27 protein-coding genes, 4 tRNA genes and 1 riboswitch are annotated in these 19,210 nt (G+C 65.9%); of the genes, 19 read left to right on the forward strand and 12 right to left on the reverse strand.

The window, feature by feature from the left end; translation table 11 throughout:
• Window positions 1–8 precede the first annotated feature (8 nt).
• Window positions 9–737, forward strand: a complete 729-nt coding sequence (locus tag AC5P9N_RS08970) for an ABC transporter ATP-binding protein (protein WP_012479691.1) — start codon at window positions 9–11, stop codon at window positions 735–737.
• A complete protein-coding gene (locus AC5P9N_RS08975) occupies window positions 734–1,654 on the forward strand; it encodes an HlyD family secretion protein (RefSeq protein WP_099484730.1) in 921 nt (306 codons plus the stop codon). The genes AC5P9N_RS08970 and AC5P9N_RS08975 overlap by 4 nt, the downstream gene beginning before the upstream one ends.
• 2 nt (window positions 1,655–1,656) lie before the next feature.
• On the opposite strand, the gene AC5P9N_RS08980 is transcribed toward AC5P9N_RS08975, so the two are convergent.
• Both AC5P9N_RS08980 and AC5P9N_RS08985 read right to left on the reverse strand, forming a co-directional pair.
• Window positions 1,657–2,106, reverse strand: a complete 450-nt coding sequence (locus AC5P9N_RS08980) for a hypothetical protein (protein WP_099484729.1) — start codon at window positions 2,104–2,106, stop codon at window positions 1,657–1,659.
• Complete coding sequence (locus tag AC5P9N_RS08985; RefSeq protein WP_099484728.1) at window positions 2,099–2,500, reverse strand: hypothetical protein; 402 nt, start codon at window positions 2,498–2,500, stop codon at window positions 2,099–2,101. Before AC5P9N_RS08985 ends, AC5P9N_RS08980 begins: the two co-directional genes overlap by 8 nt.
• A 130-nt stretch (window positions 2,501–2,630) precedes the next feature.
• Between AC5P9N_RS08985 and AC5P9N_RS08990 the strand changes: the two genes are divergently transcribed.
• The 4 genes from AC5P9N_RS08990 (at window position 2,631) to AC5P9N_RS09005 (ending at window position 3,522) form a co-directional block, all read left to right on the forward strand.
• Window positions 2,631–2,706 (forward strand) — tRNA-Gly (locus AC5P9N_RS08990).
• A 142-nt stretch (window positions 2,707–2,848) separates the two neighbouring features.
• A tRNA-Gly gene (locus AC5P9N_RS08995) sits at window positions 2,849–2,924 on the forward strand.
• A gap of 66 nt (window positions 2,925–2,990) precedes the next feature.
• Window positions 2,991–3,064: transfer RNA gene (locus AC5P9N_RS09000), tRNA-Cys, on the forward strand.
• A 122-nt stretch (window positions 3,065–3,186) separates the two neighbouring features.
• The gene (locus AC5P9N_RS09005) at window positions 3,187–3,522 is read left to right on the forward strand and encodes a nuclear transport factor 2 family protein (RefSeq protein WP_231347490.1); all 336 of its coding nucleotides are present in this window, start codon (window positions 3,187–3,189) and stop codon (window positions 3,520–3,522) included.
• A 49-nt stretch (window positions 3,523–3,571) separates the two neighbouring features.
• Here AC5P9N_RS09005 and AC5P9N_RS09010 read toward each other — a convergent pair whose 3' ends face one another.
• A complete protein-coding gene (locus AC5P9N_RS09010; protein ID WP_060380016.1) occupies window positions 3,572–3,976 on the reverse strand; it encodes an NUDIX hydrolase in 405 nt (134 codons plus the stop codon).
• Between the two features lie 107 nt (window positions 3,977–4,083).
• Here AC5P9N_RS09010 and AC5P9N_RS09015 point away from each other — a divergent pair, with 107 nt between their 5' ends.
• From AC5P9N_RS09015 to AC5P9N_RS09025, 3 genes are all read left to right on the forward strand, one after another.
• Window positions 4,084–4,581, forward strand: coding sequence for a GNAT family N-acetyltransferase (locus AC5P9N_RS09015; protein ID WP_060380015.1), 498 nt, complete (start codon window positions 4,084–4,086; stop codon window positions 4,579–4,581).
• Window positions 4,582–4,663: 82 nt separating this feature from the next.
• Window positions 4,664–5,173: a GNAT family N-acetyltransferase gene (locus tag AC5P9N_RS09020; RefSeq protein WP_239498938.1), complete on the forward strand. Its 510-nt coding sequence runs from the start codon at window positions 4,664–4,666 to the stop codon at window positions 5,171–5,173.
• Window positions 5,174–5,247: 74 nt separating this feature from the next.
• Window positions 5,248–5,793 (forward strand): DUF4124 domain-containing protein, encoded by a 546-nt coding sequence (locus AC5P9N_RS09025; protein WP_099484724.1) that lies wholly within the window; start codon window positions 5,248–5,250, stop codon window positions 5,791–5,793.
• Between the two features lie 10 nt (window positions 5,794–5,803).
• Here AC5P9N_RS09025 and AC5P9N_RS09030 read toward each other — a convergent pair whose 3' ends face one another.
• On the reverse strand, window positions 5,804–6,445 hold the full coding sequence (locus AC5P9N_RS09030; RefSeq protein WP_099484723.1) for a flavin reductase family protein: 642 nt from the start codon (window positions 6,443–6,445) through the stop codon (window positions 5,804–5,806).
• A gap of 103 nt (window positions 6,446–6,548) precedes the next feature.
• Between AC5P9N_RS09030 and AC5P9N_RS09035 the strand changes: the two genes are divergently transcribed.
• Window positions 6,549–7,253, forward strand: coding sequence for an ArsR/SmtB family transcription factor (locus AC5P9N_RS09035; protein ID WP_033834661.1), 705 nt, complete (start codon window positions 6,549–6,551; stop codon window positions 7,251–7,253).
• A 124-nt stretch (window positions 7,254–7,377) separates the two neighbouring features.
• A complete protein-coding gene (locus AC5P9N_RS09040; RefSeq protein WP_005408911.1) occupies window positions 7,378–7,647 on the forward strand; it encodes a hypothetical protein in 270 nt (89 codons plus the stop codon).
• 259 nt (window positions 7,648–7,906) lie between these two features.
• Here AC5P9N_RS09040 and AC5P9N_RS09045 read toward each other — a convergent pair whose 3' ends face one another.
• Entirely contained in the window at window positions 7,907–8,983 is a 1,077-nt protein-coding gene (locus AC5P9N_RS09045; protein WP_099484722.1) for an alpha/beta hydrolase family protein, read from the reverse strand.
• A gap of 261 nt (window positions 8,984–9,244) precedes the next feature.
• Here AC5P9N_RS09045 and AC5P9N_RS09050 point away from each other — a divergent pair, with 261 nt between their 5' ends.
• Complete coding sequence (locus AC5P9N_RS09050; protein ID WP_005408914.1) at window positions 9,245–9,763, forward strand: P-loop nucleotide/nucleoside kinase family protein; 519 nt, start codon at window positions 9,245–9,247, stop codon at window positions 9,761–9,763.
• Window positions 9,764–9,773: 10 nt separating this feature from the next.
• On the opposite strand, the gene AC5P9N_RS09055 is transcribed toward AC5P9N_RS09050, so the two are convergent.
• Window positions 9,774–10,691, reverse strand: coding sequence for a LysR family transcriptional regulator (locus tag AC5P9N_RS09055; protein ID WP_049459686.1), 918 nt, complete (start codon window positions 10,689–10,691; stop codon window positions 9,774–9,776).
• 103 nt (window positions 10,692–10,794) lie between these two features.
• Here AC5P9N_RS09055 and AC5P9N_RS09060 point away from each other — a divergent pair, with 103 nt between their 5' ends.
• Together AC5P9N_RS09060 and AC5P9N_RS09065 are read left to right on the forward strand one after the other, a co-directional pair.
• Window positions 10,795–11,814, forward strand: coding sequence for an aldo/keto reductase (locus AC5P9N_RS09060; protein WP_099484721.1), 1,020 nt, complete (start codon window positions 10,795–10,797; stop codon window positions 11,812–11,814).
• Between the two features lie 20 nt (window positions 11,815–11,834).
• Window positions 11,835–12,245 (forward strand): SRPBCC family protein, encoded by a 411-nt coding sequence (locus AC5P9N_RS09065; RefSeq protein WP_049452801.1) that lies wholly within the window; start codon window positions 11,835–11,837, stop codon window positions 12,243–12,245.
• A gap of 58 nt (window positions 12,246–12,303) precedes the next feature.
• Here the strand turns inward: AC5P9N_RS09065 and AC5P9N_RS09070 are convergent, their stop codons facing one another.
• Window positions 12,304–12,798, reverse strand: coding sequence for a DUF6265 family protein (locus AC5P9N_RS09070; RefSeq protein WP_099484720.1), 495 nt, complete (start codon window positions 12,796–12,798; stop codon window positions 12,304–12,306).
• 134 nt (window positions 12,799–12,932) lie between these two features.
• Between AC5P9N_RS09070 and AC5P9N_RS09075 the strand changes: the two genes are divergently transcribed.
• Window positions 12,933–13,766 (forward strand): AraC family transcriptional regulator, encoded by an 834-nt coding sequence (locus AC5P9N_RS09075; protein WP_099484719.1) that lies wholly within the window; start codon window positions 12,933–12,935, stop codon window positions 13,764–13,766.
• Window positions 13,767–13,769: 3 nt separating this feature from the next.
• On the opposite strand, the gene crcB is transcribed toward AC5P9N_RS09075, so the two are convergent.
• On the reverse strand, window positions 13,770–14,162 hold the full coding sequence (gene crcB / locus AC5P9N_RS09080) for a fluoride efflux transporter CrcB (RefSeq protein ID WP_099484718.1): 393 nt from the start codon (window positions 14,160–14,162) through the stop codon (window positions 13,770–13,772).
• 82 nt (window positions 14,163–14,244) lie between these two features.
• Window positions 14,245–14,308, reverse strand: a riboswitch (Fluoride riboswitch).
• Window positions 14,309–14,330: 22 nt separating this feature from the next.
• Complete coding sequence (locus tag AC5P9N_RS09085) at window positions 14,331–14,732, reverse strand: transcriptional regulator (RefSeq protein WP_005408921.1); 402 nt, start codon at window positions 14,730–14,732, stop codon at window positions 14,331–14,333.
• 111 nt (window positions 14,733–14,843) lie between these two features.
• Here AC5P9N_RS09085 and AC5P9N_RS09090 point away from each other — a divergent pair, with 111 nt between their 5' ends.
• Together AC5P9N_RS09090 and AC5P9N_RS09095 are read left to right on the forward strand one after the other, a co-directional pair.
• On the forward strand, window positions 14,844–15,053 hold the full coding sequence (locus AC5P9N_RS09090; RefSeq protein WP_005408922.1) for a helix-turn-helix domain-containing protein: 210 nt from the start codon (window positions 14,844–14,846) through the stop codon (window positions 15,051–15,053).
• A gap of 352 nt (window positions 15,054–15,405) precedes the next feature.
• Window positions 15,406–15,642 carry a hypothetical protein gene (locus AC5P9N_RS09095; RefSeq protein WP_005408923.1) on the forward strand — a complete coding sequence of 79 codons (237 nt, stop codon included), beginning with the start codon at window positions 15,406–15,408 and terminating at the stop codon, window positions 15,640–15,642.
• Between the two features lies 1 nt (window position 15,643).
• On the opposite strand, the gene AC5P9N_RS09100 is transcribed toward AC5P9N_RS09095, so the two are convergent.
• Together AC5P9N_RS09100 and AC5P9N_RS09105 are read right to left on the reverse strand one after the other, a co-directional pair.
• The gene (locus AC5P9N_RS09100) at window positions 15,644–16,687 is read right to left on the reverse strand and encodes a 4Fe-4S dicluster domain-containing protein (protein ID WP_099484717.1); all 1,044 of its coding nucleotides are present in this window, start codon (window positions 16,685–16,687) and stop codon (window positions 15,644–15,646) included.
• Window positions 16,684–16,971: a hypothetical protein gene (locus AC5P9N_RS09105; protein ID WP_005408925.1), complete on the reverse strand. Its 288-nt coding sequence runs from the start codon at window positions 16,969–16,971 to the stop codon at window positions 16,684–16,686. The genes AC5P9N_RS09100 and AC5P9N_RS09105 overlap by 4 nt, the downstream gene beginning before the upstream one ends.
• A 178-nt stretch (window positions 16,972–17,149) precedes the next feature.
• Between AC5P9N_RS09105 and AC5P9N_RS09110 the strand changes: the two genes are divergently transcribed.
• The gene (locus AC5P9N_RS09110; RefSeq protein WP_099484716.1) at window positions 17,150–17,587 is read left to right on the forward strand and encodes a group III truncated hemoglobin; all 438 of its coding nucleotides are present in this window, start codon (window positions 17,150–17,152) and stop codon (window positions 17,585–17,587) included.
• Between the two features lie 44 nt (window positions 17,588–17,631).
• Complete coding sequence (gene hemN, locus AC5P9N_RS09115) at window positions 17,632–19,041, forward strand: oxygen-independent coproporphyrinogen III oxidase (RefSeq protein ID WP_043034401.1); 1,410 nt, start codon at window positions 17,632–17,634, stop codon at window positions 19,039–19,041.
• Between the two features lie 23 nt (window positions 19,042–19,064).
• On the opposite strand, the gene AC5P9N_RS09120 is transcribed toward hemN, so the two are convergent.
• A tRNA-Leu gene (locus tag AC5P9N_RS09120) sits at window positions 19,065–19,151 on the reverse strand.
• Window positions 19,152–19,210 lie beyond the last annotated feature (59 nt).

Genomic DNA, 19,210 nt, shown 5'->3' on the forward strand with positions numbered 1-19,210 from the left:
GCCGGCCGATGACTTCCACACGCGCCGTCGCCCCGACCCTGCGGGCCGATGCACTTGAAAAGGGCTTCATGTCCGGCGACGTGCAGGTGCCGGTGCTGCGCGGCCTGTCGCTGGACATCTATCCTGGCGAGCTGACCCTGGTATCGGGCCCGTCGGGTTGCGGGAAGAGCACGCTGTTGTCGCTGCTGTCCGGCCTGTCCGCGCCCGATGGTGGCCGCGTGCACGCACTTGGCCAGGATGTGGGGCACATGACCCGAAGCGAGGTGGAGCGCTTCCGCCTGCACCATGTCGGTTTCGTGTTCCAGGGCTTCAATCTGTTCCCGGCACTGACTGCGCTGGAGCAGGTGCAGCTGCCGCTGGGCTACCGCGGCATGCGCAATCGCGAAAGCGAACCGCTGGCGCGCAAGGCGCTGGAAGAAGTGGGCCTCAGCCACCGCAGTCACATGCGCCCGGCGCAGCTGTCCGGCGGCGAGAAGCAGCGTGTGGCCGTTGCCCGCGCCTTCGCCAAGTCGCCGACGCTGATCTTCGCAGACGAACCCACCAGCGCGCTGGACGCCGAGAACGGTCAGCGCGTGATCGACATCCTGCATCGCTACGCACGTGCGCATGGCGCCACCGTGCTGTGCGTGAGCCACGATCCGCGCCTGATCCGGCATGCGGATCGGGTGATCGCCATGGAAGACGGCATGGTCCGTGATGACCGCCGCCAGAACGAAACTGTAGAGTCCGCCCCATGACCAAGACGTCGCACCTGCTTCCCCTCAGCCTGGCCCTGTCCGCGGCACTGCTGCTCGGCGCCTGTTCCAGGGACGCGCCTGCGCCTGCGCAGTCGCCTTCGGGCAAGGCCGGTGCAACCGCCGTCGGCAAGGTCGCGGTGGCGCGCGGCATCATCGACGTCGAGGGTGGCCTGATCGCGCTGGCACCGCCGGTGGATGGTTCGATCACCGCCGCACCGGTGAAGGAAGGCGCCACGGTGAAGAAGGGGCAGCTACTGCTGTCGCTGGATGGTGCCTTGCTGCAGCAGGAGGTGGCGATGGCCAGCGCCGATCTCGCCCTGGCCAATGACCGCCTGAAGGGCAGCCAGGCGCAGCTGCGCGAACTGGAGCGCAACGTTACCCGCCTGTCCACGGGCGCCAGCGAGGGCGTGTCGTCCAACCAGCAGGCCGATGCGGCCAAGCAGCAGCTGGCTGGCGTACGCGCCGATGTTGACGTGGCCGGTGCGCAGGTCGACATGGCCCAGCACAAGCTGGAACACGCCAGGCTGAAACTGCAGCAGATGTCGCTGAGCGCGCCGGAAGCTGGCACCGTGGTCGGCCAGGTGCCGGGCCTTGGCGCATTCGTGCAGGCGGGCAAGCCGGCAATCTCCCTGCTGCCCGCGCGCCCGCTGCAGGTACGTGCCGAACTCAGCGCGGCCTACGCCGATGCCGTGCAGGTCGGCATGAAGGCTACCGTCGTTCCGGACAGCGATGGCGCCGAAAACACCAGCACGCTGCCGCCCGCACGCGTGGTACGCATCAGCCCGGTGTTCGCACAGGCACGCCTGCCTGAAGACGCTGGGCGTGGCGTGGCCAAGGTGGTGGAGTGCGTGCTGGAGTTCGATGGCGAGGCCAAGGCGCGCTTCGGCCAGCATGTGCGGGTGGAGTTCCGGAAGTAAGCCTAGTGCTGCGGCGGGGGCGCATCCGCGCGCCCTCGACGCCTGAGCACCCGCCATGCGCTCACCGCCGACACCAAGCACAGCGCCAGCAGTAGTCCCACGTCCAGCAGCAGCAACCACAGCAGGTGCATGCCGTGCACCGGTGGCTGGTGCATCGCCGACAGCATCCACGGCACCGACCATGCCAGCAGCAGGGCGAAGGCGATCAGCAGGCGCAGCCACAGTCGTTTCAGTCGCCACGGCCGCACGATCAAGGCGGCCACCACCAGTTCGACGGTGCCCAGCAACGCGAACACGATGACAGTGCTGGTCGGGTAGGGCGACTCGGCGCCTTCCAGGTGATGCAGCAGCCAGTAGTCTGGGGTGAAGCCGGCATTGACCAGTGCGGCGATCAGCGCCAGCCAGGTCAACGCAACCAGCAACCAGAATAGGCGGACGTAGCGTCTAGGCATCGGCGGTGTCCGTGGCGGCAGGCAGGCGCTTGCGTGATGCATACCACGCGGTTGTGGCGATCGCGGCCAGTGCCAGCAGGCCGGGCCCGAGGGTGAAGTACAGCAGGCGCAGCGGATGGTTGTGCATCAGTGTCCAACTCGCGAACGCCAGGGGAATCGCCAGCACCAGCAGCTTGGCAAACAGTGGCCGCAGCACCGCGATCAGCGGCTGGGCGCCAATGAACATCCAGAACAGATAGAACTGGGCGATGCCCAGGCCGATGTCACGATGTGAAGCAAAGCCGAAATGGTCGCGATACCAGTTCATTCCCATCGGCATCAGCGCCCAGTACAGCAGGGCCACCAGCAAATGCAGCAGCAGGGCGATCAACAGAGGCGTGCCGCGAAGGAACATGGGCGAACGGGGCCGGGCGGGGCAGCGTACCCCACTGCGGACGCCCGTGACCGCATGATGTGAAGACTGTTGACGGCGTGAAGGAATTTGGACACAATAGCGCTCCTTCGACGCAGGTCGAACGGAATCTGCGGGAATAGCTCAGTTGGTAGAGCGCAACCTTGCCAAGGTTGAGGTCGCGAGTTCGAGTCTCGTTTCCCGCTCCAGATTCTACAGGGCCCCCGCAGGGGCCTTGTTTTTCTCCCGCCACGGCAAGGTGGGGCACGTTGGGCCACAAGGCTTTGCGCGCAGTCAGAAAAGTGAAATCGCTGGTGTGTTTTCCGGATTTCCGGTAGCATGTCGGCTTACGCGGGAATAGCTCAGTTGGTAGAGCGCAACCTTGCCAAGGTTGAGGTCGCGAGTTCGAGTCTCGTTTCCCGCTCCATGTTCCGACAGGCCCCATCTTGGGGTTTTGTCTTGTCAGGGCCCAGTTCCTGGCGCGCAGTACGTTGGCCTCATGGCAGAGTGGCTATGCACCGGATTGCAAATCCGTTTACAGCGGTTCGATTCCGCTTGAGGCCTCCAATTGAAAAGCCCTGACTCCGGTCAGGGCTTTTTGTTTTTCTGCGATCTGGAATGGGTCGCTCGAGCGCTATGATCGGGTCTGGGCCTTAGCGGACTTCATGCGGATGACTCCCCGACACATCGTGGAAACCTGGATCGAGCGCTTCAACGCAGGCGATGCTGCTGGCTTGGCGGAGCTGTATCACCCCGACGCGATCAATCACCAGGTCACCCAGGACCCGATCAAGGGCCGCGATGCGATCCGTGCCACCTTCGAGCGTGAATTCGGCACTGCTGAAATGGTCTGCATTCCCGAAGTCATCCATGAGGCCGGCAATGTCGCCGCGCTAGAATGGCGCGACCCTCTTGGTCTGCGAGGATGCGGTTTCTTCACGGTTGACGAAGGATTGATCACGTTCCAGCGCGGCTACTGGGACAAACTCTCGTTCCTGAAGATGCACGGTCTTCCGATCGAGTGAGCCGCAAGGCCGGGCGTCATCTGTGCCGCCTTCATCGTGTTCTGAGCGGCTACAGCCTGGCCAGCGTCTGCACCGTGGCCTGCGTCAGCGGCTGGGGCAGAGCATCCATGGCAAACCAGCCCAGCCCGGTCTGCACGCCCGGCTCCTGGATGGAAGCCTCGGCACCCGCAAGTGCCCGTGCCTCGTAGATAGGCGCGACCCAGTGCTGCGCAAGCGCCGGCTCGAAATGATCGGCCACGCACAGCAGGCGCAGCAGCGTCACTTCCAACGCCGTCTCCTCGCGGACTTCGCGGACCACGGCAGCCTCCACCGTTTCCATCCAGTCGACTTTGCCGCCGGGCAGGCCCCAATGCCCGCGCTCCGGATCGCGTCCGCGCTGGATCAGCAGGATGCGGCCGTCGGCATCACGGACGACGGCGCCGCATCCAACGCGGGGAATCTGCAGTTCAGTCATGGCGGTGAATGAAGGAGGGACGGTTTTCATTCTTGCATGCACACCGCATCAGGCGAACCCGCGCTAGGCTGGGCACCTGCGCATCAGCAACCTCACAGGTGTGTCGCATGCTTATCCGGCAACTCAGCGCTGACGACGCCGATATTCTCTGGCAAGCACGGTTGCAGGCGCTTCGCGAGTCGCCCGCTGCGTTCCTGTCCACGCTGGCCGAGGCGCAGAATGAGACAGCAGACGTGATGCGCGCCCAGCTTGCTGATCCCGGCACGCGTTATTTCGGCGCTTTCATCGACGGCAAGCTTGCGGGCTTCCTGCGCTACGTACGCCCGATGCGGATGGCGCGACGGCATACGGCGGAAGTGCACAGTGTCCATGTGGGCACCGGCCACCGTGGCCAGGGTGTCGCCCGCCAGCTTCTTCTTGCTGCGTTTGCATCTGCGCGCGCCGAGGGCATTGAATCGCTCACCCTCACGGTGCTGGAGGACAATGCTGCTGCGCGCGGGCTGTATGAATCGCTGGGTTTCAGCGTACTCGGCAGGGAGCCGCGCGCAGTCAAGCGCGAGGGCATCTACACGGATATCGTCTCGTACTGGATCACATTGCACTGACAGTGAAACGTTAGCGCGGGCCCGGTCATATTTCCGTGGCACGATGGGCCTGGACCCACATTCATTCGACGAAGATAGGGCAATGCACGTTCAGGTATGCCGCTGGCAAAGCGTAGCGCCGCAACACCGTCAGCAGGCGGTGGATCTGCTCCGCCAGGCTTTCCCGGACATGCAGGGCGAGGGCTACGCCATCCCGGGGCCGGTCGCTCTGGTCCTGGGGATGGGAGGTGATCACGTTGTCGCACATCTCGCGCTGTACGAACGCAACGTACTGCTGGACGGCGAGCCGGAACGCATAGGCTTGATTGGCGGCGTGGTGGTGCGTGCCGACGTTCGCCGGCAGGGCGTTGCCTCGCGGTTGATCGAAGCGGCCCATGCAGAGCTGCGCCGGCACGGTATCGATTTCGCCGTGCTGTTCGCCCTGGATCATCGGCACTATGCCTCTGTGGGCTATGTGCCGATGCAGAACGAGACCTGCTTCATTGAAGACGGCCACGTACGCAGGTTCGTCTACCGCGGCGGCATGGTGGCCACGCTGGGAGCGCGCCGCTGGACCACGGCCTTGCTCGATCTGCAGGGCGAAACGGTCTGAACGGCGCCAGCGTGCAGTCGCCACCCAACCACCGTATCGTGGCGGTTGTCCAATGAACCAGGGAGCGGTGCAGGATGAAGGGGAAGGTAGTGATGGCGATGATGCTGCTGGGGTGTTTCCCGCTGGCATCGGCCCAGGTCTACAAGTGCAAGGGCGCTTCCGGTGAAACGGTATACAGCCAGAATCCCTGTGCTGCCGGCGCTGAACCCATGAAGCTGCGTTCCAGCCGTTCCTCCACGGAAACGGCGGGGGAGGCATCGAACCGCGCGGCGGTGTACCAGAACACCGAACTGGCCGACGCCGGTATCGCCGAGCGCAACTGCGTGCAGGGCGAGCGCTCGCGCATCTACGGTCCGCTGGAGTCGCGCAGCCAGCAGATCGGTCGGCAGATCGCCGAGTTGAACCGGCAGATAGCCGCGTCGAGCAACAACCTGGCCGGCGCAACCCGTGACTCGGGCATCCGTACGCAGATTGCCAGCCTGCAGCAATCGTTGAGTGCCGAGCGGATGGCGGCGGATACACAGATGGCGAGTGCGCGCGAACAGTGCGCCTCGACCCGGCGTGAACGCGAGCGCTCGGTGCGCGACAAGTTCAGCAACGTACCCGCGGGTACGCCATGAGTCGTTCCCGCTAGGCGGGAAGGCGCATGGGTGTCTCCGCACGGAAGTTGCGCCCAACCGGCGCGCTCACGCCCAGGTAGTGCCGGAACAGGTAGATCAGCGGTTTCCAGCGCGTCGCATCGATGTGCTGGGTGCCGTGCACGGTGATGTCTTCGTGCGCATGCACGCAGCGGATGCGGCCTTCGACGATCACGAAGCCCTGGCCATCATCCTCGCCGGGTGGATGCATCGCCATGACGGTGGCCTCCACCTGCAGCGGGCACTCGGCAATGGCCATCGGAGCAACATGCGTCGACACGGCGGCAGTGAATCCGCCCAGTGCGAACTTGTCGCGCACGTGCACGTAGCCCATCGCCTGCTTGGCGGTCGGCACCGGGTTACAGCCGGTTGCCCGCGCGATCGCCTCGACCTGTGCGGCCTGCGCGGATGAGGGGAAGTTCAGCACGCACTCGTTGCGCAGTTGCAGGTTGCGATAGCCCTGGCCCTGCGTACCGAGACCCAGCACTACCCGGTTGCCCAGCGCCCAGAACGAAGAAAGCGGGCTGATGTTGCTGCTGCCATCGTCATTCAACGTGGTCATCAGCAGCACGGGCGTGCCTGGGTACAGGACCGAAGGGGTGATGCGGCGGCGATGGATCGAAGCGGTCTTCACGGCAGGTCTCGCGGTTGCGGGCGAGCACTGTGCCGCGCAGTCGGCTGCTGACGCTTCGGCCTGCATCGAACTGTTGGCAGATGACGGCATGCCACAATGGGGCATGGTCCACACCTCCGGTTCCCTTGTCAGTGTCGGTGCACTGGTCGGGGACCAGGCGCGTGCCGCCATGCTGCTGCAGTTGATGGATGGACGGGCTTACACCGCGATGGAGCTGGCGCGCGTGGCCGGGGTAACGCCGCAGACGGCGAGCACGCACCTGCGCAGGCTGGTCGAGGGTGACCTGCTGGTGGCGGTGGCGCAGGGGCGTCATCGCTACCACCGGCTGGCATCAAGCGAGGTGGCAGAGATGCTCGAAGGCATCCTGCGCGTGGCCGACCGTACCCCTTCCTGTACCGCTGCGGCCGCGCGCAGCATGCCTGCACTGCGCGAGGCGCGTTCCTGCTATCGGCACCTGGCCGGCGTGCACGCGGTCGCCATCACCGATCGCCTGCTGCAGGCGGGGCATGTACTGCCATGCGAAGGGCATTGGCAGATCAGCGCTGGAGGCGCCGCATTCCTTGCCGGACTGGGCCTGCCGTTGCGCGAGCTCCTGCAGCAGCCGGTGGCGGCCAAGCCGGCGCGCTACTGCCGTGGCTGCCTGGACTGCACCGAACGGCGGCCACACCTGGCAGGGCTGGTCGGTGAGGCGATGCTGGACAGTTTCGTGAACAACGATTGGCTGCGGCGCGTCGAGGGCCGGCGCGAACTGCGGCTGACGCCACCCGGGCGCGAGGCGTTGTGGCGGCTCTTCAACCTGGCGACCTGAGCGGCGCGGCCAGTCTCAGCCACCCGCGACATGGCAAGGCGTTATGGTCGAGTTCCACGTCTCAGGGAGCTGCAATGGCGAGCAAGGACATCACGGGTCGCTTCGGGCACGGAGCGAATCGGAAATGAGCAAAATCATGGCAGATGTGCGTTGGCTGACCTTTCGGTTGAAGAACGGGCAATCCATCGGGCCGGAGCGGCTGAAGGACGGATGGGTGATAGCCTCGGAAACCGCCCGCTGCGAGGTCCGCCGCGAGCATATCGAGGGATCGGGCCTGGTGTACGCCCTGTATGCGCCGGCCAACCTGGCCTCACCGCGGCGCGCGGAAATGCGCATGCGCGAATTCCTGATGAGCTCGGGCTACACCTTCACGATGGGCACGCTGGGCGGCTGATCCCCGCCTGCTGCGGCTACGGGCGCACGGCCAAGACCTGGCCGAGCGCGCCGATCTGACCGCGCGCATCGAACGGCACTGTGCTGGTCGGCCGACACCGGGGTGGCCAAACGGCACCGACATGTCGAAGCCCAGCCACTCGCCTTCGGGCATGCCGAACAGGTGCGCGGTCGGATCGAGGGGAGGCGACACATGCTGCGCGGGTCCCTGCACCGTAAGCGTTGCCAGCCTGGCGGACACGTTTCGCTACGCGATGGACTCAGCGTTGCACTGTCTTCAAGGCATCGACAACCTGTGCTTCAGAGAAGCCACAATGTCCTTCGCCCACCGATGGCAGTACCCGTGGCGCTGGCCGCGCACCGGCGTGTGCGGCCAACTGCGGATACACCGTCTGCATGTGCGGCACGATGGTGGGGTCGTTGTGGTTGAACTGGATCACCAGCGGGCGCTGCAGTGCGCCGGTCAGCGCCAGCGTCGCGCGCACCCTGGCCTGCGCGGCAGGTACAGCATCGATGCGCCGCACCCCGGCGTTGAATGCGGCGTCATCGCCGAAGCCGCTGTAGACCGTGCCCCTGTTGCCGACCGGCATGCCACCGCTGCGTGTGGCCAGCTCGTGCAGCACCAGGGCGTGCAGGCTGATCGTGCCGGCCACTTCATCGGGGGAAACCTGCAGCTGCTGCGCCAGCAACGCGGCATGCGCCGGGTCGCGTTGCAGCGTGGTGGCGATGCCCTGGTAAAGCTCGCTCTGGGGCAGCATGGCTGCTTCGCGCGACGCCAACTCGGTGGCCGGCAACCCCTCAGCCTTGGGGAAGAAATAATCGAACGCGACCAGTGTGGTCAGCAGGTCGGCCGCGATCTGTTCGCCACTGAGATTGGCGCCGCACAGCGACACACCACCGGCATAGTGCTGCGGGAAACGCTCGAGGCTGCCAATGGTTACGGCACCACCCATCGAGAAGCCCAGCATCCAGGTGTGTCGCACGCGCTTGAGTTCACCCAGGGCATGCTGTCGCAGGTGTTCCATGTCGGTGATCGCCTCGGCCACCGCCCAGCCTTGGCTGGAATACGCGCTCTGCGCGACGGCGTAGCCCGCGCCCAGCAGTGCTGCGGTGCTGTCACCGGCGGCCATTGGCGTGGTGCGTGGCACGCCCACGGGCTCATAGCCATGGGCCAGCATCACCAGGTCGCCGTTCCAGTCTGCCGGTACATCCAGCCGCCAGGGGGCGCCCTGCAGCTCGCCGCTGAGCGTGCGTGGTGCCGTGGTTGGTGCTGCCAGCGATGCCGTCGAAGCATGCAGCAGGCCAAGGGCGAGGGCACATCGAAGCAAGGGGCGCATCGTGGTCATTCCATGCGGGAATGGCGCCGAGCATAGATGCCAGCGGAATGTTGCGCGCGCTGCACTGCCGCAGGGGATTGCGGGCCGTACAGGCGGCGCTCTACGCTGGTGGCATGGCTCCGCACGTCACCGCGTCGATTATCCGCATTCCCCAAGGGAAGGCGGGGTAGCGCGCGGTCGTCACGGCCCTGCAACCCGCCCGGGAAGGCGGATTGCATGCAGCGCTCTCCCGGGAACTGGAATCCACCGAGGAGATCGCAGATGCAACACCCTCCATCCGCCGATGGCGGCGCAACCCTGCACCTGCTGTGCGGCAAGATCGGCGCAGGAAAATCGACGTTGTCGCAACAGCTGGCGGCCAATCCTCGCCACGTATTGATCAGCGAAGATGCCTGGTTGGCCACGCTGCACCCGGGTGAAATCCACTCCGTCGCCGATTATCTGCAGCGCGCAGCCACGCTGCGCAGCGTGCTGACCGATCATCTGCGTACGCTGCTGCGGGCCGGCGTCTCGGTGGTGCTCGATTTCCCCTTCAACACGCCCGCAACCCGCGGGTGGGCACGTGAGGTGTTCTCGCCAGTGGGCGCCGCGCATCAACTGCACTTCCTCGATATCGCCGACGAGGTCTGCAAGGCGCGGCTGCGTGCACGCAATGCATGCGGCGAGCATCCCTTCCAGGCCAGCGATGAGGAATTCGAGCAGATCACCCGCCACTTCGTTGCACCGGCCGCAGAAGAGGGTTTCATGGTGATGCGCTACACCGAGGCAGGCCCGGCATAGCGCGGTCGGCTCAGTCGCCGAATGCCGGCTTGCCTTCGGTGGCGGTGCGCACGAGCGTCCTGCGGAAGGTCTCGACCAGGGGGCGCAGGTTGATGCGGTGCCAGGCCGCCCACAGCGGTGTGCGGTAGCTGAACCACGGCAGCTCGCGCAGCACCACGCCGTCCGGCGCCTGGTGATCCAGGCTCTGCTGGACGGTGGTCAGGCCCAGGCCGGCGGCAACCAGGCCAAGCGCGGCCAGTGGCTCGGTCGCTTCCATGGCGATGGTCGGGGTGAATCCGGCTTTCGCACACGCGGCGATGAAGGTGTCGTGGCGCAGTGCGTTTTCCCTGTGCATCACGCCGATCCACTGCTGGCTGGCCAGATCCGCGGGCGTGATGAGTTCTGCGCTGGCCAGTGCGTGCGCTGCTGGCACGGCCAGCAGCATCGGGTCGTTCAGCACCTGCGTGGCCTCCAGGTCCGGATCGTCGAACGCCGGTGGTTCGCAGACCAGGGCGATGTCCAGGCTGCGTTGTCGCAGGCCTTCCAGCTGCACGTCCGACTGCTGGTTGTAGAGCGCGATATGCACTGCCGGGCGATCGCCGCGCAGTTCGCGCAGGGCGGTGGGCAATACGCCGGAGTGCATCGCGTACTCCAGATAGCCGATGCACAGGCCGCCTTCGTCGCCGCGGCCGAGCCGGCGTGCCAGCGATTCCAGCCGGTTGGCATGGGTCAGCAGGGCCCGCGCCTCGGCCAGGAAGGTACGGCCATCGGCGGTCAGCCGGATGCGCTGCTGCGAGCGTTCGAACAGCTGCAGTTCCAGCCGTTCCTCCAGCTGGGCGATCTGCCGGCTGAGCGGGGATTGGGAGATGTGAAGGCGCTCGGCAGCGCGGCCGACGTGTTCATCTTCGGCGACGGCCACGAAGTAGCGCAGTTGGCGGAGGTCGAGCATAAGACCCTGCGGGACTCAAGATAATTAAATTATGTCTTGGACAGTCTTATCGGGCAAGCCTAGCCTGTGCCTCAACTTCAACAACCTCCCCAAGGGGGAATCCATGAGCATCAACACGCTGCTGGCTGGCAAGACCCTCGGCTTCGGTACCGCGCCGCTGGGCAACATGTTCCGTGACATCCCGGAAGCCGAGGCCCAGGCCACGGTGGACGCGGCCTGGGAACAGGGCACCCGCTACTTCGATACCGCCCCGTTCTATGGCGCAGGCCTGGCCGAGATCCGCCTTGGCGACGCGCTGGCCAAGCGCAACCGCGATGACTTCGTGCTCAGCACCAAGGTCGGCCGCCTGATCCTGGACGAAGTGGAAGACACCAGCGCCCGCGACCTTGGCGAGAAGGGCGGCCTGTTCGTCGCCGGCCGCCCCAACAAGCTGGTCAACGACTACTCGGCCGATGCCACCCTGCGTTCGATCGACGACAGCCTCAAGCGCCTGAAGACCGATCGCCTGGATATCGTCTGGGTGCACGACATCGCACAGGACTTCTACGGCGATGAGTGGCTGTCGTACTTCGAGACCGCACGCCGCGGCGCCTTCAAGGTGCTGACCCGCCTGCGCGAGGAGGGCGTGATCAAGGCCTGGGGCCTGGGCGTCAACCGTATCGAGCCGATCGAGCTGACCCTGGACTTGGACGAAGCCCGTCCGGATGGCTTCCTGCTGGCAGGCCGCTACTCGCTGCTCGACCACGAGCGTGCGCTGCAGCGGGTGATGCCCAAGGCGGCCGAGCGCAACACCGGCATCGTGGTCGGCGGTCCGTACAGCTCCGGCGTGCTGGCCGGTGGCAGCCACTTCGAGTACCAGAAGGCGTCGCCGGAGATCCTGGCCAAGGTCGAGCGCATCAAGGCCATCGCGGCCGAGTACGGCATCAGCATCAAGGCGGCCGCGTTGCAGTTCTCGCTGGCCAACCCGGCAGTGGCTGCGGTGATTCCGGGCGCCAGCCGTCCCGAGCGCATTGCCGAAGACTACGCCGCACTGAAGGAAATCATCCCGGCCGGGTTCTGGCAGGCGCTGCGCGCTCAGGGCCTGGTCGCGGCCAACGCCCCGCTGCCGATCGACAACATCTGAGTCCCGAAGGAGACATTCCCATGGCAACTGCTTCTGTATCCATCACCGTGCCGACCCCGGCCGACCAGGTCTGGAACCTCATCGGCGGCTTCGATTCATTGCCCGACTGGCTTCCGTACATTCCCCAGAGCACGCTCAGCGAAGGCGGTCGCGTGCGCCATCTGGCAAATCCCGATGGCGATGCCATCGTCGAGCGCCTGGAAGCCTTCGACCAGGCCGATCGCAGCTACACCTACTCGATCCTGCAGGCCCCGTTCCCGATCAGCGGCTATCGATCCACCCTGCGTGTGGTCGAGCAGGGCGACGGTTCGCGGATCGACTGGTCCGGTGAGTTCACTCCGGTAGGCGTCAGCAACGAAGAAGCGTCCGCGCTGTTCGAGGGCATCTATCGCGATGGCCTGAAGGCCCTGGAAACCACGCTGGCCGGGTGAATGCCCGTGTGGCGTTGACCGCATGCAGGCGCCCCGGCGGGTCCGGGGCGTCTGCGTGTCAGGGGGCGGGCGTCGGTGCACCGCAGGCGACGCGATGCATGGGAAAGTCCATTGCCTGCTTCGGATTGTCCTGCGCGATCTCGATGCGCGCATGTGCGCGCTGGTTGTCGAGCCGCCGGTAGTGGATACGCTGTGGGAAGTCGTTGGCAGGATTCTCGAAGACCGCCTCGTTGGCATCGACCCGGGTGGCGTTGAAGTCCGTGGCGTTCTGGCCAGAGGGCAGGGCAGTCAGCACCAGGCGCCCATCATCGTGCTGGCGCAGTTGCATGAACTCGAAGCCGACGGTTCGCCCTTCACGCAGGCTGCGGCTGCTGCCGAACAGGGTGTTTCCAGCCAGGCTGGTCCATTGCTCGCCGGCACCGGGTGGCTGCCCATCAAGCTGCCAGCAACCGGCCAGCCAGGCCAGGTGTTCGATCTTCGAGGGTGAGGCGGATAGCGCGTGCGGGGCCGCGAGCAGCAGCGGCAACAGGGCCAGGGCGATGCGGAGTGACATCGGTGCCTCCATGCGCGGGAATGTGCGGCCTGTATAGCGCCCGCCAGATCACGCGGCCAGTGCCGTCCTTTCCAGTGCTGATTCCGATACGATCTGTCACATTGAGCTTATCTCGCTTGACCCGGAGTCCCGTCATGGTCGACCGTCTCGCCATTCTGCTTGAACGCTTCGCGGTCACCGCCTCGGTGTTCCATGCCGGTGCGCTGTGCGGCATCAACACGCTGGAGGGTGAGGATGAAGCCGGGCAGCTGCACCTGGTGCGACGTGGCCCGCTGCAGGTCAGTCATGCCCAGCAGACCGTGCAGGTGGATGTGCCCAGCCTGCTGCTGTATCCGCGGCCGATGCCGCACCGCTTCAGTACCGACCCACAGCAGGGCGCCGACATGGCCTGCGCGAACCTGCATTTCGAAGGCGGCCGGCTCAATCCGATCAGCGCCGCGTTGCCGGATTTCATCTGCCTGCCGCTGGCTGGGCTGTATGGCGGCAACTCAGCGCTGGAGTTGTTGTTCGAAGAAGCGTTCGAGCAGCGTTGCGGGCGCGCGGCGATGGTCAACCGCCTGTTCGAGGTGGTGATGATCCAGGTGCTGCGCCAGCTGATGGAAGGTGGCGAAATGCGCGGCGGTCTGTTCGCTGGGCTTGGCCACCCGCGATTGCGGTTGGCGCTGGTGGCGATGCACGAAGCCCCGGCGCAGGGGTGGACGCTGGAAGATCTGGCCGAGGTGGCTGGCATGTCACGCAGCGTGTTCGCCGCCAGCTTCCGCGAGGCGATGGGGACCACCCCGGGCCAGTACCTGCAAGGCTGGCGGGTCGGGCTGGCACAGCAGGCGCTGCGCCAGGGCCGGCCGCTGAAGCGGATTGCCGACGAGGTGGGCTACGGCAGCGAGGCGGCACTCTCGCGCGCGTTCAAGGCGCACACGGGGCAGTCACCACGCGAATGGCGCGGACAGGCGCGTGCTGGCGCGGCCTGAGCCTCAGCCCAGCACCAGCCGGGCCAGCTTCATGCCACCGAACAGGCCGGCCAGGCCCAGCGCCACCGAGCCACCGGCATACAGCGCGGCCAGTCCGTGCTGCCCGCGCTGCAGCAGCAGGCCGATCTCCAGCGCATAGGTAGAGAACGTGGTGTAGCCGCCAAGGATACCGGTGGCGAGCAACAGGCGAAGCTGCGGCGAGCCACCATTGCGCATCGCGAAGACCTCGACCACCACGCCCATCAGCAGGGCGCCGCTGATGTTGATCAGGAAGGTCGACCACGGCCAGGGGCTGCCGACGGCCACTCGGGCGCCGATCAGGTTGCAGGCGTGGCGCAGGCAGGCACCGATGCCGCCGCCGACGAAGACCAGGAAATAGTTGTTCAATGCTTGCATGGCGTGCCTCGAATGCGGGTTCGCAGGGTCAGTGGCGAACGCCGAGGGCAGGCACGACCTGCCGTCGACGAACACCGGGTTCGTCCTGGCAGGAGCCATCAGCCTTCTCAGGCGGTTATCGGGGGAGCCCCATCCCCATCGCGGTCCATGCTACCAGCGGCGGTGCATTCACGTCATCGAGGTCGTCAGCACGCGGGCCACCTTGCTGCGGCTGAAGCCATCCATCAGCAGTTCGAACGCGAGCAGGTCCAGCGCCGCGTGGCGGCGGTGGTCGATTTCCAGGCCATTCTCGGCCACCAGGTGACTGACCAGCTCGTAGGCGTCCTGCCAGACGTCAAGGTGGGCCTGGCTGGGAATGTAGGCGTTACCCGGCTCCCCGACGCCGCGCCCGTTCACTCCATACAGCAGCTCGCGTGCGTCCAGCTTGGCCGCATCGGCGATGCGGAACAGCTGCTCGGCTTTCACATGGGACGCACTGACATGGTCGTTGAGCCAGTTGCTGATGGTTGCCGTGGTGGATTTGGCGGCGCGGGCCAGATCGGCCGGGCGGGGGTGCCCGGCTTTCTTCATGGCGGCGGCGAGTCGTTGGCCGAGAGTATTCATCTATGCAAGCCAGCTTAACGCGTGGAATGCGAAGAATCCTTGCCACAAGAATAAGTCTGGTTAACAAAAGGGCAGACCATGACCGAATTCTGGAACAAGCGGCAGGTGCGCACGCGGCTGGGGTTCCAGACCGATGCGGAGCTGGCGCGCTTCTTCGGCATCAGCCGTTCCGCGGTATCGCAATGGCCGAAAGACTTCCCGATCCCCGCTCTGCGGCAGTACATCCTGCATCAGCGCTACCCGAACCTGTTCCCCGCAACGGGCGCCGCCGAAGTCGAATCCGCCTGAATTACGCCGCCTTTTGTCGCATTTAGCGTGCTAAGCGCATTCTGTTAAGTGCACTTAGCAAAATAGGAAAAACTGATCGTTCTGGCAGTACCTATTGTCGAGGCCTACCAGCTGCCGCACAGGTGGCTGGGTCGCGTTGTCGGCTTCACCCCATCCGGGAGGGGCGGGGTCCCGTATGTGGTTCCGTGAACGATTAATAATTTCAATCGCGAAAGTCGCTGCATGTAATTGACCTGTCGTGAAATCTGTGACTAATTTGGATCAACCGGGCGTGAAGCCTGGGAGTCTTTCAGTAGCACGCAAGTGAGTCGGTAGACCGTCAACGATGCAGAACAAGTCCAACGGAGGTCGTATGGAATACGGCATGCATGGCTTGGCTGAACGGGTACGCCGCGAACTGGAAGCCAGCTATCACAAACACGGATGCGGTCCGGCGTTCTGGGATACCTACCAGCAGGTGCTGGACCGGCTCGTCCCGCAGGGGACCGAGCGTACCGAGTTCACCAACGAAATGGCGCTGATCATCGAGCAGCTGGGCATTGTCCGACGCGCGCAGCTGGTACCACCGCACGCCGACGGGCCGCGTTGATTCAGAGCAGGCGCCAGGCGCCGCAGGCAAGCAGCGCCAGCAGCAAAGACAGCAGGGCCAGGGTCCGGGGTCGCCACCAGCGCTTCGGTTGCCCGGCCATCGCCTGCGGACTGCAGTAGCGCACCAGCCCCGGACCGAACCCGGCCCGGTGCTGTTGCTGTGCGCAGGCTTCCAGACAGGCGCCGCAGGCCAGGCAGTCGGCCTGCGGCCCCTGGCGGATGTCCAGCTGCATCGGGCAGGCGCTGATGCAGGCCGCGCAATCGGTGCAATCGCCAAGACGGTCGGCGCTGAAGGTCGGCATCGGTCCGGCCAGCAGCGGATGCGCGGCGCGGAACACGTAGTCCTGTGCAGTGGTCGGGTCGAGCAGGCCGCGGCCACGGCCCAGCACGCCGCCCAGGCCGGATGGGCGAGGTCCGCGTGGCTCGCCGCGGCGGGCGTCGTACAGCATGCGCGGCGTATGTGGATCGGTCAGCAGCGGCTGCATGCGTGCGAATGGGCACAGCGAACGGCAGACCTGCTCGCGCAGGAAGCCGGCGTTAGCCCAGGTGGCGGCGGCATAGAACAGCACCCAGAACGTTTCCCAGCCGCTCCAGCCGGCACGCGGCGCTGCGATCACCAGCTCGGCGATCGGGCTGAACAGGCCCACGAAGGTGATGCCGGTCCACAGCGAGAGCAGCCCCCAGGCCAGCTGTGTGGCCGCGCGCGCAACGCGTGCCGGAAGCGTGCGGGCCATGCCGTCGGCGATCCAGTCGAAGGCACGGCGCCACAGTGTCTGCGGGCAGGCGTGGCCGCACCAGATGCGCCCGGTGAGGTGGGTGAGCAGTGCCAGCCCCACCGCGAGCACCGCCAGCAGGCCGACCAGCACCCCGACGTCTCCCGGCCACAGCGTCCAGCCGAACAGATCGAAGCGGCGGGCGTTGATGTCCAGCAGCAAGGCCTGGCGGCCGTCCCAGCGCAGCCATGGCAATGCGTAGAACAGCACCAGCAAGGCGGCGCTGAGCGTGCCGCGCCAGTGCCGTGGTCTCGGTGTGCAGGTCGTACTCATCCCAGCGGCAACTCGTCGTCGTCGCCGCTGGGCATCGGTCGCTGCAGGTACCAGGTGATCGCGCTGGACAGCGCCGTCACCGTCCAGAACATGAAGAAGCCGGCCGTGTAGCCCATTTCACGGCTGATCTGGGTGCCCGGGAAACTGATGGCCTGCAACCGCAGCGGGTCGACGAAGGCGAAGAACACCACGCTGGCCAGGCCGGCAGCGATGAAGCTGGGCCAGAGGATCGCGCCCCATTGCTGGATCAACTGCTGGCGACGGTTGGGAGAGGGTCTGTTCATGCTGTCCCGGATCGAAAAGTGGGCGGCGCGTATACTCGCCTGGGTTGGCGCGGCATCCGCAGGGCATGCTTCCTGCAAGCGTGCCAGCCTAGGTGCAGCGGACTGCGCCGACATTGATCTGGATCAACGGCGGTGCCGGCCGGCTGCGGCACACTGCCGGCACGCTTTGGGTACCCCGATGAACGCAACGCCGCCTGTCCTTCCTGTCGCCTCGCCCGAGCTGTGCACCGAGCAGGAAGTGACCCGCCTGGTCCACGACTTCTACGCCCGCGTGCGCGGGGAGGAGCGATTGGGGCCGGTGTTCGAGGCCCACGTCCACGACTGGCCGGAGCATCTGGCCCAGCTGGTCGACTTCTGGTCGGCGATGCTGCGCGGCACCCGGCGCTTCAAGGGTTCGCCGATGTCCAAGCACATGGCCATCGAGCTGGACAAGGATCTGTTCGACCGCTGGCTGGTGCTGTTCCGGATCACCACCGCCGAATGCGACAACCCGCCGATGGAGGAGCTGGCCAACGACGTGGCTGCGCGCATCGGTGACACCTTCTGGAAGCGCTACCAGATGCTGCGATGGCCGCAGGTCGGCCTGCCGGTGCTGGCGATGCCCGCCAAGGATTGATCTGGGTCAAGGCGGCGCAGGCCGCCCGGCGCGATGCTGGCGCCATGGACACGTTCTCTCCCGCCGCTGGTGGCCTGGCCTGGACCTTCGACCCCGACCTTCTGCGCCGGCACGACCGGCCGGGCCCGCGCTACACCTCGTACCCGACCGCGCCGCATTTCCATGATGGGTTCGACGCGCCGGCGCTGCGCCAGGCGATCGCCGACAGCAACCAGCTGGCCCGCGCGCTGTCGCTGTACGTGCATGTGCCGTTCTGTTCCAGCCCGTGCTTCTACTGCGGCTGCAACCGGGTGATCACCCGCGATCGCGGCCGTGGCCACAGCTATGTGTCGCGCGTGCTGGCCGAGGCCGATCTGCTGGCACCACAGTTCGAGGACGGGCGCGAGGTCATCCAGCTGCATCTGGGCGGTGGTACGCCGAACTTCCTCGATGCCGAGGCGATGACCACACTGGTGGAAGGTTTGCGCAGGCGCTTCGATTTCAGCGATTCACCGCAGCGCGATTTCTCGATCGAACTCGATCCACGCTTCATCGACACCCGTGACGTCGCCATGCTGGCGCGCCTGGGCTTCAACCGGGCCAGCCTGGGCGTGCAGGATTTCGACCCGCAGGTGCAGGAATCGATCAACCGCATACAGGGCGTGCAGCAGACACTGGACATCCTGCGCGCCTGCCGCGACAGCGGCATGCGTTCGGTCAACGTCGACCTGATCTACGGCCTGCCCGGGCAGAGCCTGGAAGGATTCGGCCGCACCCTCGAACGGGTGCTGGCGCTGCGCCCGGACCGCCTGGCGGTGTATGGCTATGCGCACCTGCCGCATCTTTTTCGGGCGCAGAAGCAGATCGACGAAAGCCGGTTGCCGTCGCCGGAAGACAAGCTGGCGCTGCTGGGCCTGGCGGTGGAGAAGCTCTCTGCGGCTGGCTACCAGTACATCGGCATGGATCATTTCGCATTGCCGGAAGAGGATCTGTCACGCGCGCAGCGTGCCGGCCAGCTGCATCGCAACTTCATGGGTTACACCACCCACGCCGATACCGATCTGCTCGGCCTGGGCGTAAGTGCGATCAGCCATATCGGCGCCACCTACAGCCAGAATCCACGTGACCTGGCGTCCTGGGAGGACGCGGTGGACCAGGGGCAGTTGCCGGTCTGGCGCGGTGTCGCGCTGAGTGCCGACGACCAGCTGCGCGCGGAGCTGATCCAGCAGCTGATGTGCCAGGGCGAGGTGGATGGTGCGGTGCTGGGGCAGCGCCACGGCGTGGATTTCCAGCAGTACTTCGCCGAGGACCTGCGTTCGGTACAGCGGCTGCAGGAAGATGGCCTGGCCGAATACCGCGATGGCGTGGTGCGTGCGAGCGAGCCCGGGCGACCGTTGCTGCGGTTGCTGGCAATGTGCTTCGACCCGTATCTGCGTGCCGCACATGAGCAGCCACGTTACTCGCGGGCGATCTGAAAGCGGGATGTGCTGCGTGCGTGTGGTGCCCGGAGCCGGAATCGAACCGGCATGGGGTTGCCCCCGGCGGATTTTAAGTCCGATGCGTCTACCAGTTTCGCCATCCGGGCCTGCAGCGCGGCGCCGATTGTAGCCTACCCGTGTCGCTGCAGCCGGATTGCGCGGGAGC

It is taken from the genome of Stenotrophomonas sp. YJH_SMC_6 (assembly GCF_059371335.1).

Excerpts from the sequence above, each read along its gene's own strand:
- AC5P9N_RS09060 (WP_099484721.1), top strand. The coding sequence starts at position 10,795 with ATGAGCATCAACACGCTGCTGGCTGGCAAGACCCTCGGCTTCGGTACC.
- AC5P9N_RS09020 (WP_239498938.1), top strand. The coding sequence starts at position 4,664 with ATGCACGTTCAGGTATGCCGCTGGCAAAGCGTAGCGCCGCAACACCGT.
- AC5P9N_RS09105 (WP_005408925.1), bottom strand. The coding sequence starts at position 16,971 with ATGAACAGACCCTCTCCCAACCGTCGCCAGCAGTTGATCCAGCAATGG.
- AC5P9N_RS09035 (WP_033834661.1), top strand. The coding sequence starts at position 6,549 with ATGGTCCACACCTCCGGTTCCCTTGTCAGTGTCGGTGCACTGGTCGGG.
- AC5P9N_RS09070 (WP_099484720.1), bottom strand. The coding sequence starts at position 12,798 with ATGTCACTCCGCATCGCCCTGGCCCTGTTGCCGCTGCTGCTCGCGGCC.
- crcB (WP_099484718.1), bottom strand. The coding sequence starts at position 14,162 with ATGCAAGCATTGAACAACTATTTCCTGGTCTTCGTCGGCGGCGGCATC.
- AC5P9N_RS09055 (WP_049459686.1), bottom strand. The coding sequence starts at position 10,691 with ATGCTCGACCTCCGCCAACTGCGCTACTTCGTGGCCGTCGCCGAAGAT.
- AC5P9N_RS08975 (WP_099484730.1), top strand. The coding sequence starts at position 734 with ATGACCAAGACGTCGCACCTGCTTCCCCTCAGCCTGGCCCTGTCCGCG.
- AC5P9N_RS09045 (WP_099484722.1), bottom strand. The coding sequence starts at position 8,983 with ATGCGCCCCTTGCTTCGATGTGCCCTCGCCCTTGGCCTGCTGCATGCT.
- AC5P9N_RS08970 (WP_012479691.1), top strand. The coding sequence starts at position 9 with ATGACTTCCACACGCGCCGTCGCCCCGACCCTGCGGGCCGATGCACTT.
- hemN (WP_043034401.1), top strand. The coding sequence starts at position 17,632 with ATGGACACGTTCTCTCCCGCCGCTGGTGGCCTGGCCTGGACCTTCGAC.
- AC5P9N_RS08980 (WP_099484729.1), bottom strand. The coding sequence starts at position 2,106 with ATGCCTAGACGCTACGTCCGCCTATTCTGGTTGCTGGTTGCGTTGACC.
- AC5P9N_RS09065 (WP_049452801.1), top strand. The coding sequence starts at position 11,835 with ATGGCAACTGCTTCTGTATCCATCACCGTGCCGACCCCGGCCGACCAG.
- AC5P9N_RS09050 (WP_005408914.1), top strand. The coding sequence starts at position 9,245 with ATGCAACACCCTCCATCCGCCGATGGCGGCGCAACCCTGCACCTGCTG.
- AC5P9N_RS09110 (WP_099484716.1), top strand. The coding sequence starts at position 17,150 with ATGAACGCAACGCCGCCTGTCCTTCCTGTCGCCTCGCCCGAGCTGTGC.
- AC5P9N_RS09015 (WP_060380015.1), top strand. The coding sequence starts at position 4,084 with ATGCTTATCCGGCAACTCAGCGCTGACGACGCCGATATTCTCTGGCAA.
- AC5P9N_RS09100 (WP_099484717.1), bottom strand. The coding sequence starts at position 16,687 with ATGAGTACGACCTGCACACCGAGACCACGGCACTGGCGCGGCACGCTC.
- AC5P9N_RS09095 (WP_005408923.1), top strand. The coding sequence starts at position 15,406 with ATGGAATACGGCATGCATGGCTTGGCTGAACGGGTACGCCGCGAACTG.
- AC5P9N_RS09085 (WP_005408921.1), bottom strand. The coding sequence starts at position 14,732 with ATGAAGAAAGCCGGGCACCCCCGCCCGGCCGATCTGGCCCGCGCCGCC.
- AC5P9N_RS09025 (WP_099484724.1), top strand. The coding sequence starts at position 5,248 with ATGAAGGGGAAGGTAGTGATGGCGATGATGCTGCTGGGGTGTTTCCCG.
- AC5P9N_RS08985 (WP_099484728.1), bottom strand. The coding sequence starts at position 2,500 with ATGTTCCTTCGCGGCACGCCTCTGTTGATCGCCCTGCTGCTGCATTTG.
- AC5P9N_RS09090 (WP_005408922.1), top strand. The coding sequence starts at position 14,844 with ATGACCGAATTCTGGAACAAGCGGCAGGTGCGCACGCGGCTGGGGTTC.
- AC5P9N_RS09010 (WP_060380016.1), bottom strand. The coding sequence starts at position 3,976 with ATGACTGAACTGCAGATTCCCCGCGTTGGATGCGGCGCCGTCGTCCGT.
- AC5P9N_RS09075 (WP_099484719.1), top strand. The coding sequence starts at position 12,933 with ATGGTCGACCGTCTCGCCATTCTGCTTGAACGCTTCGCGGTCACCGCC.
- AC5P9N_RS09040 (WP_005408911.1), top strand. The coding sequence starts at position 7,378 with ATGAGCAAAATCATGGCAGATGTGCGTTGGCTGACCTTTCGGTTGAAG.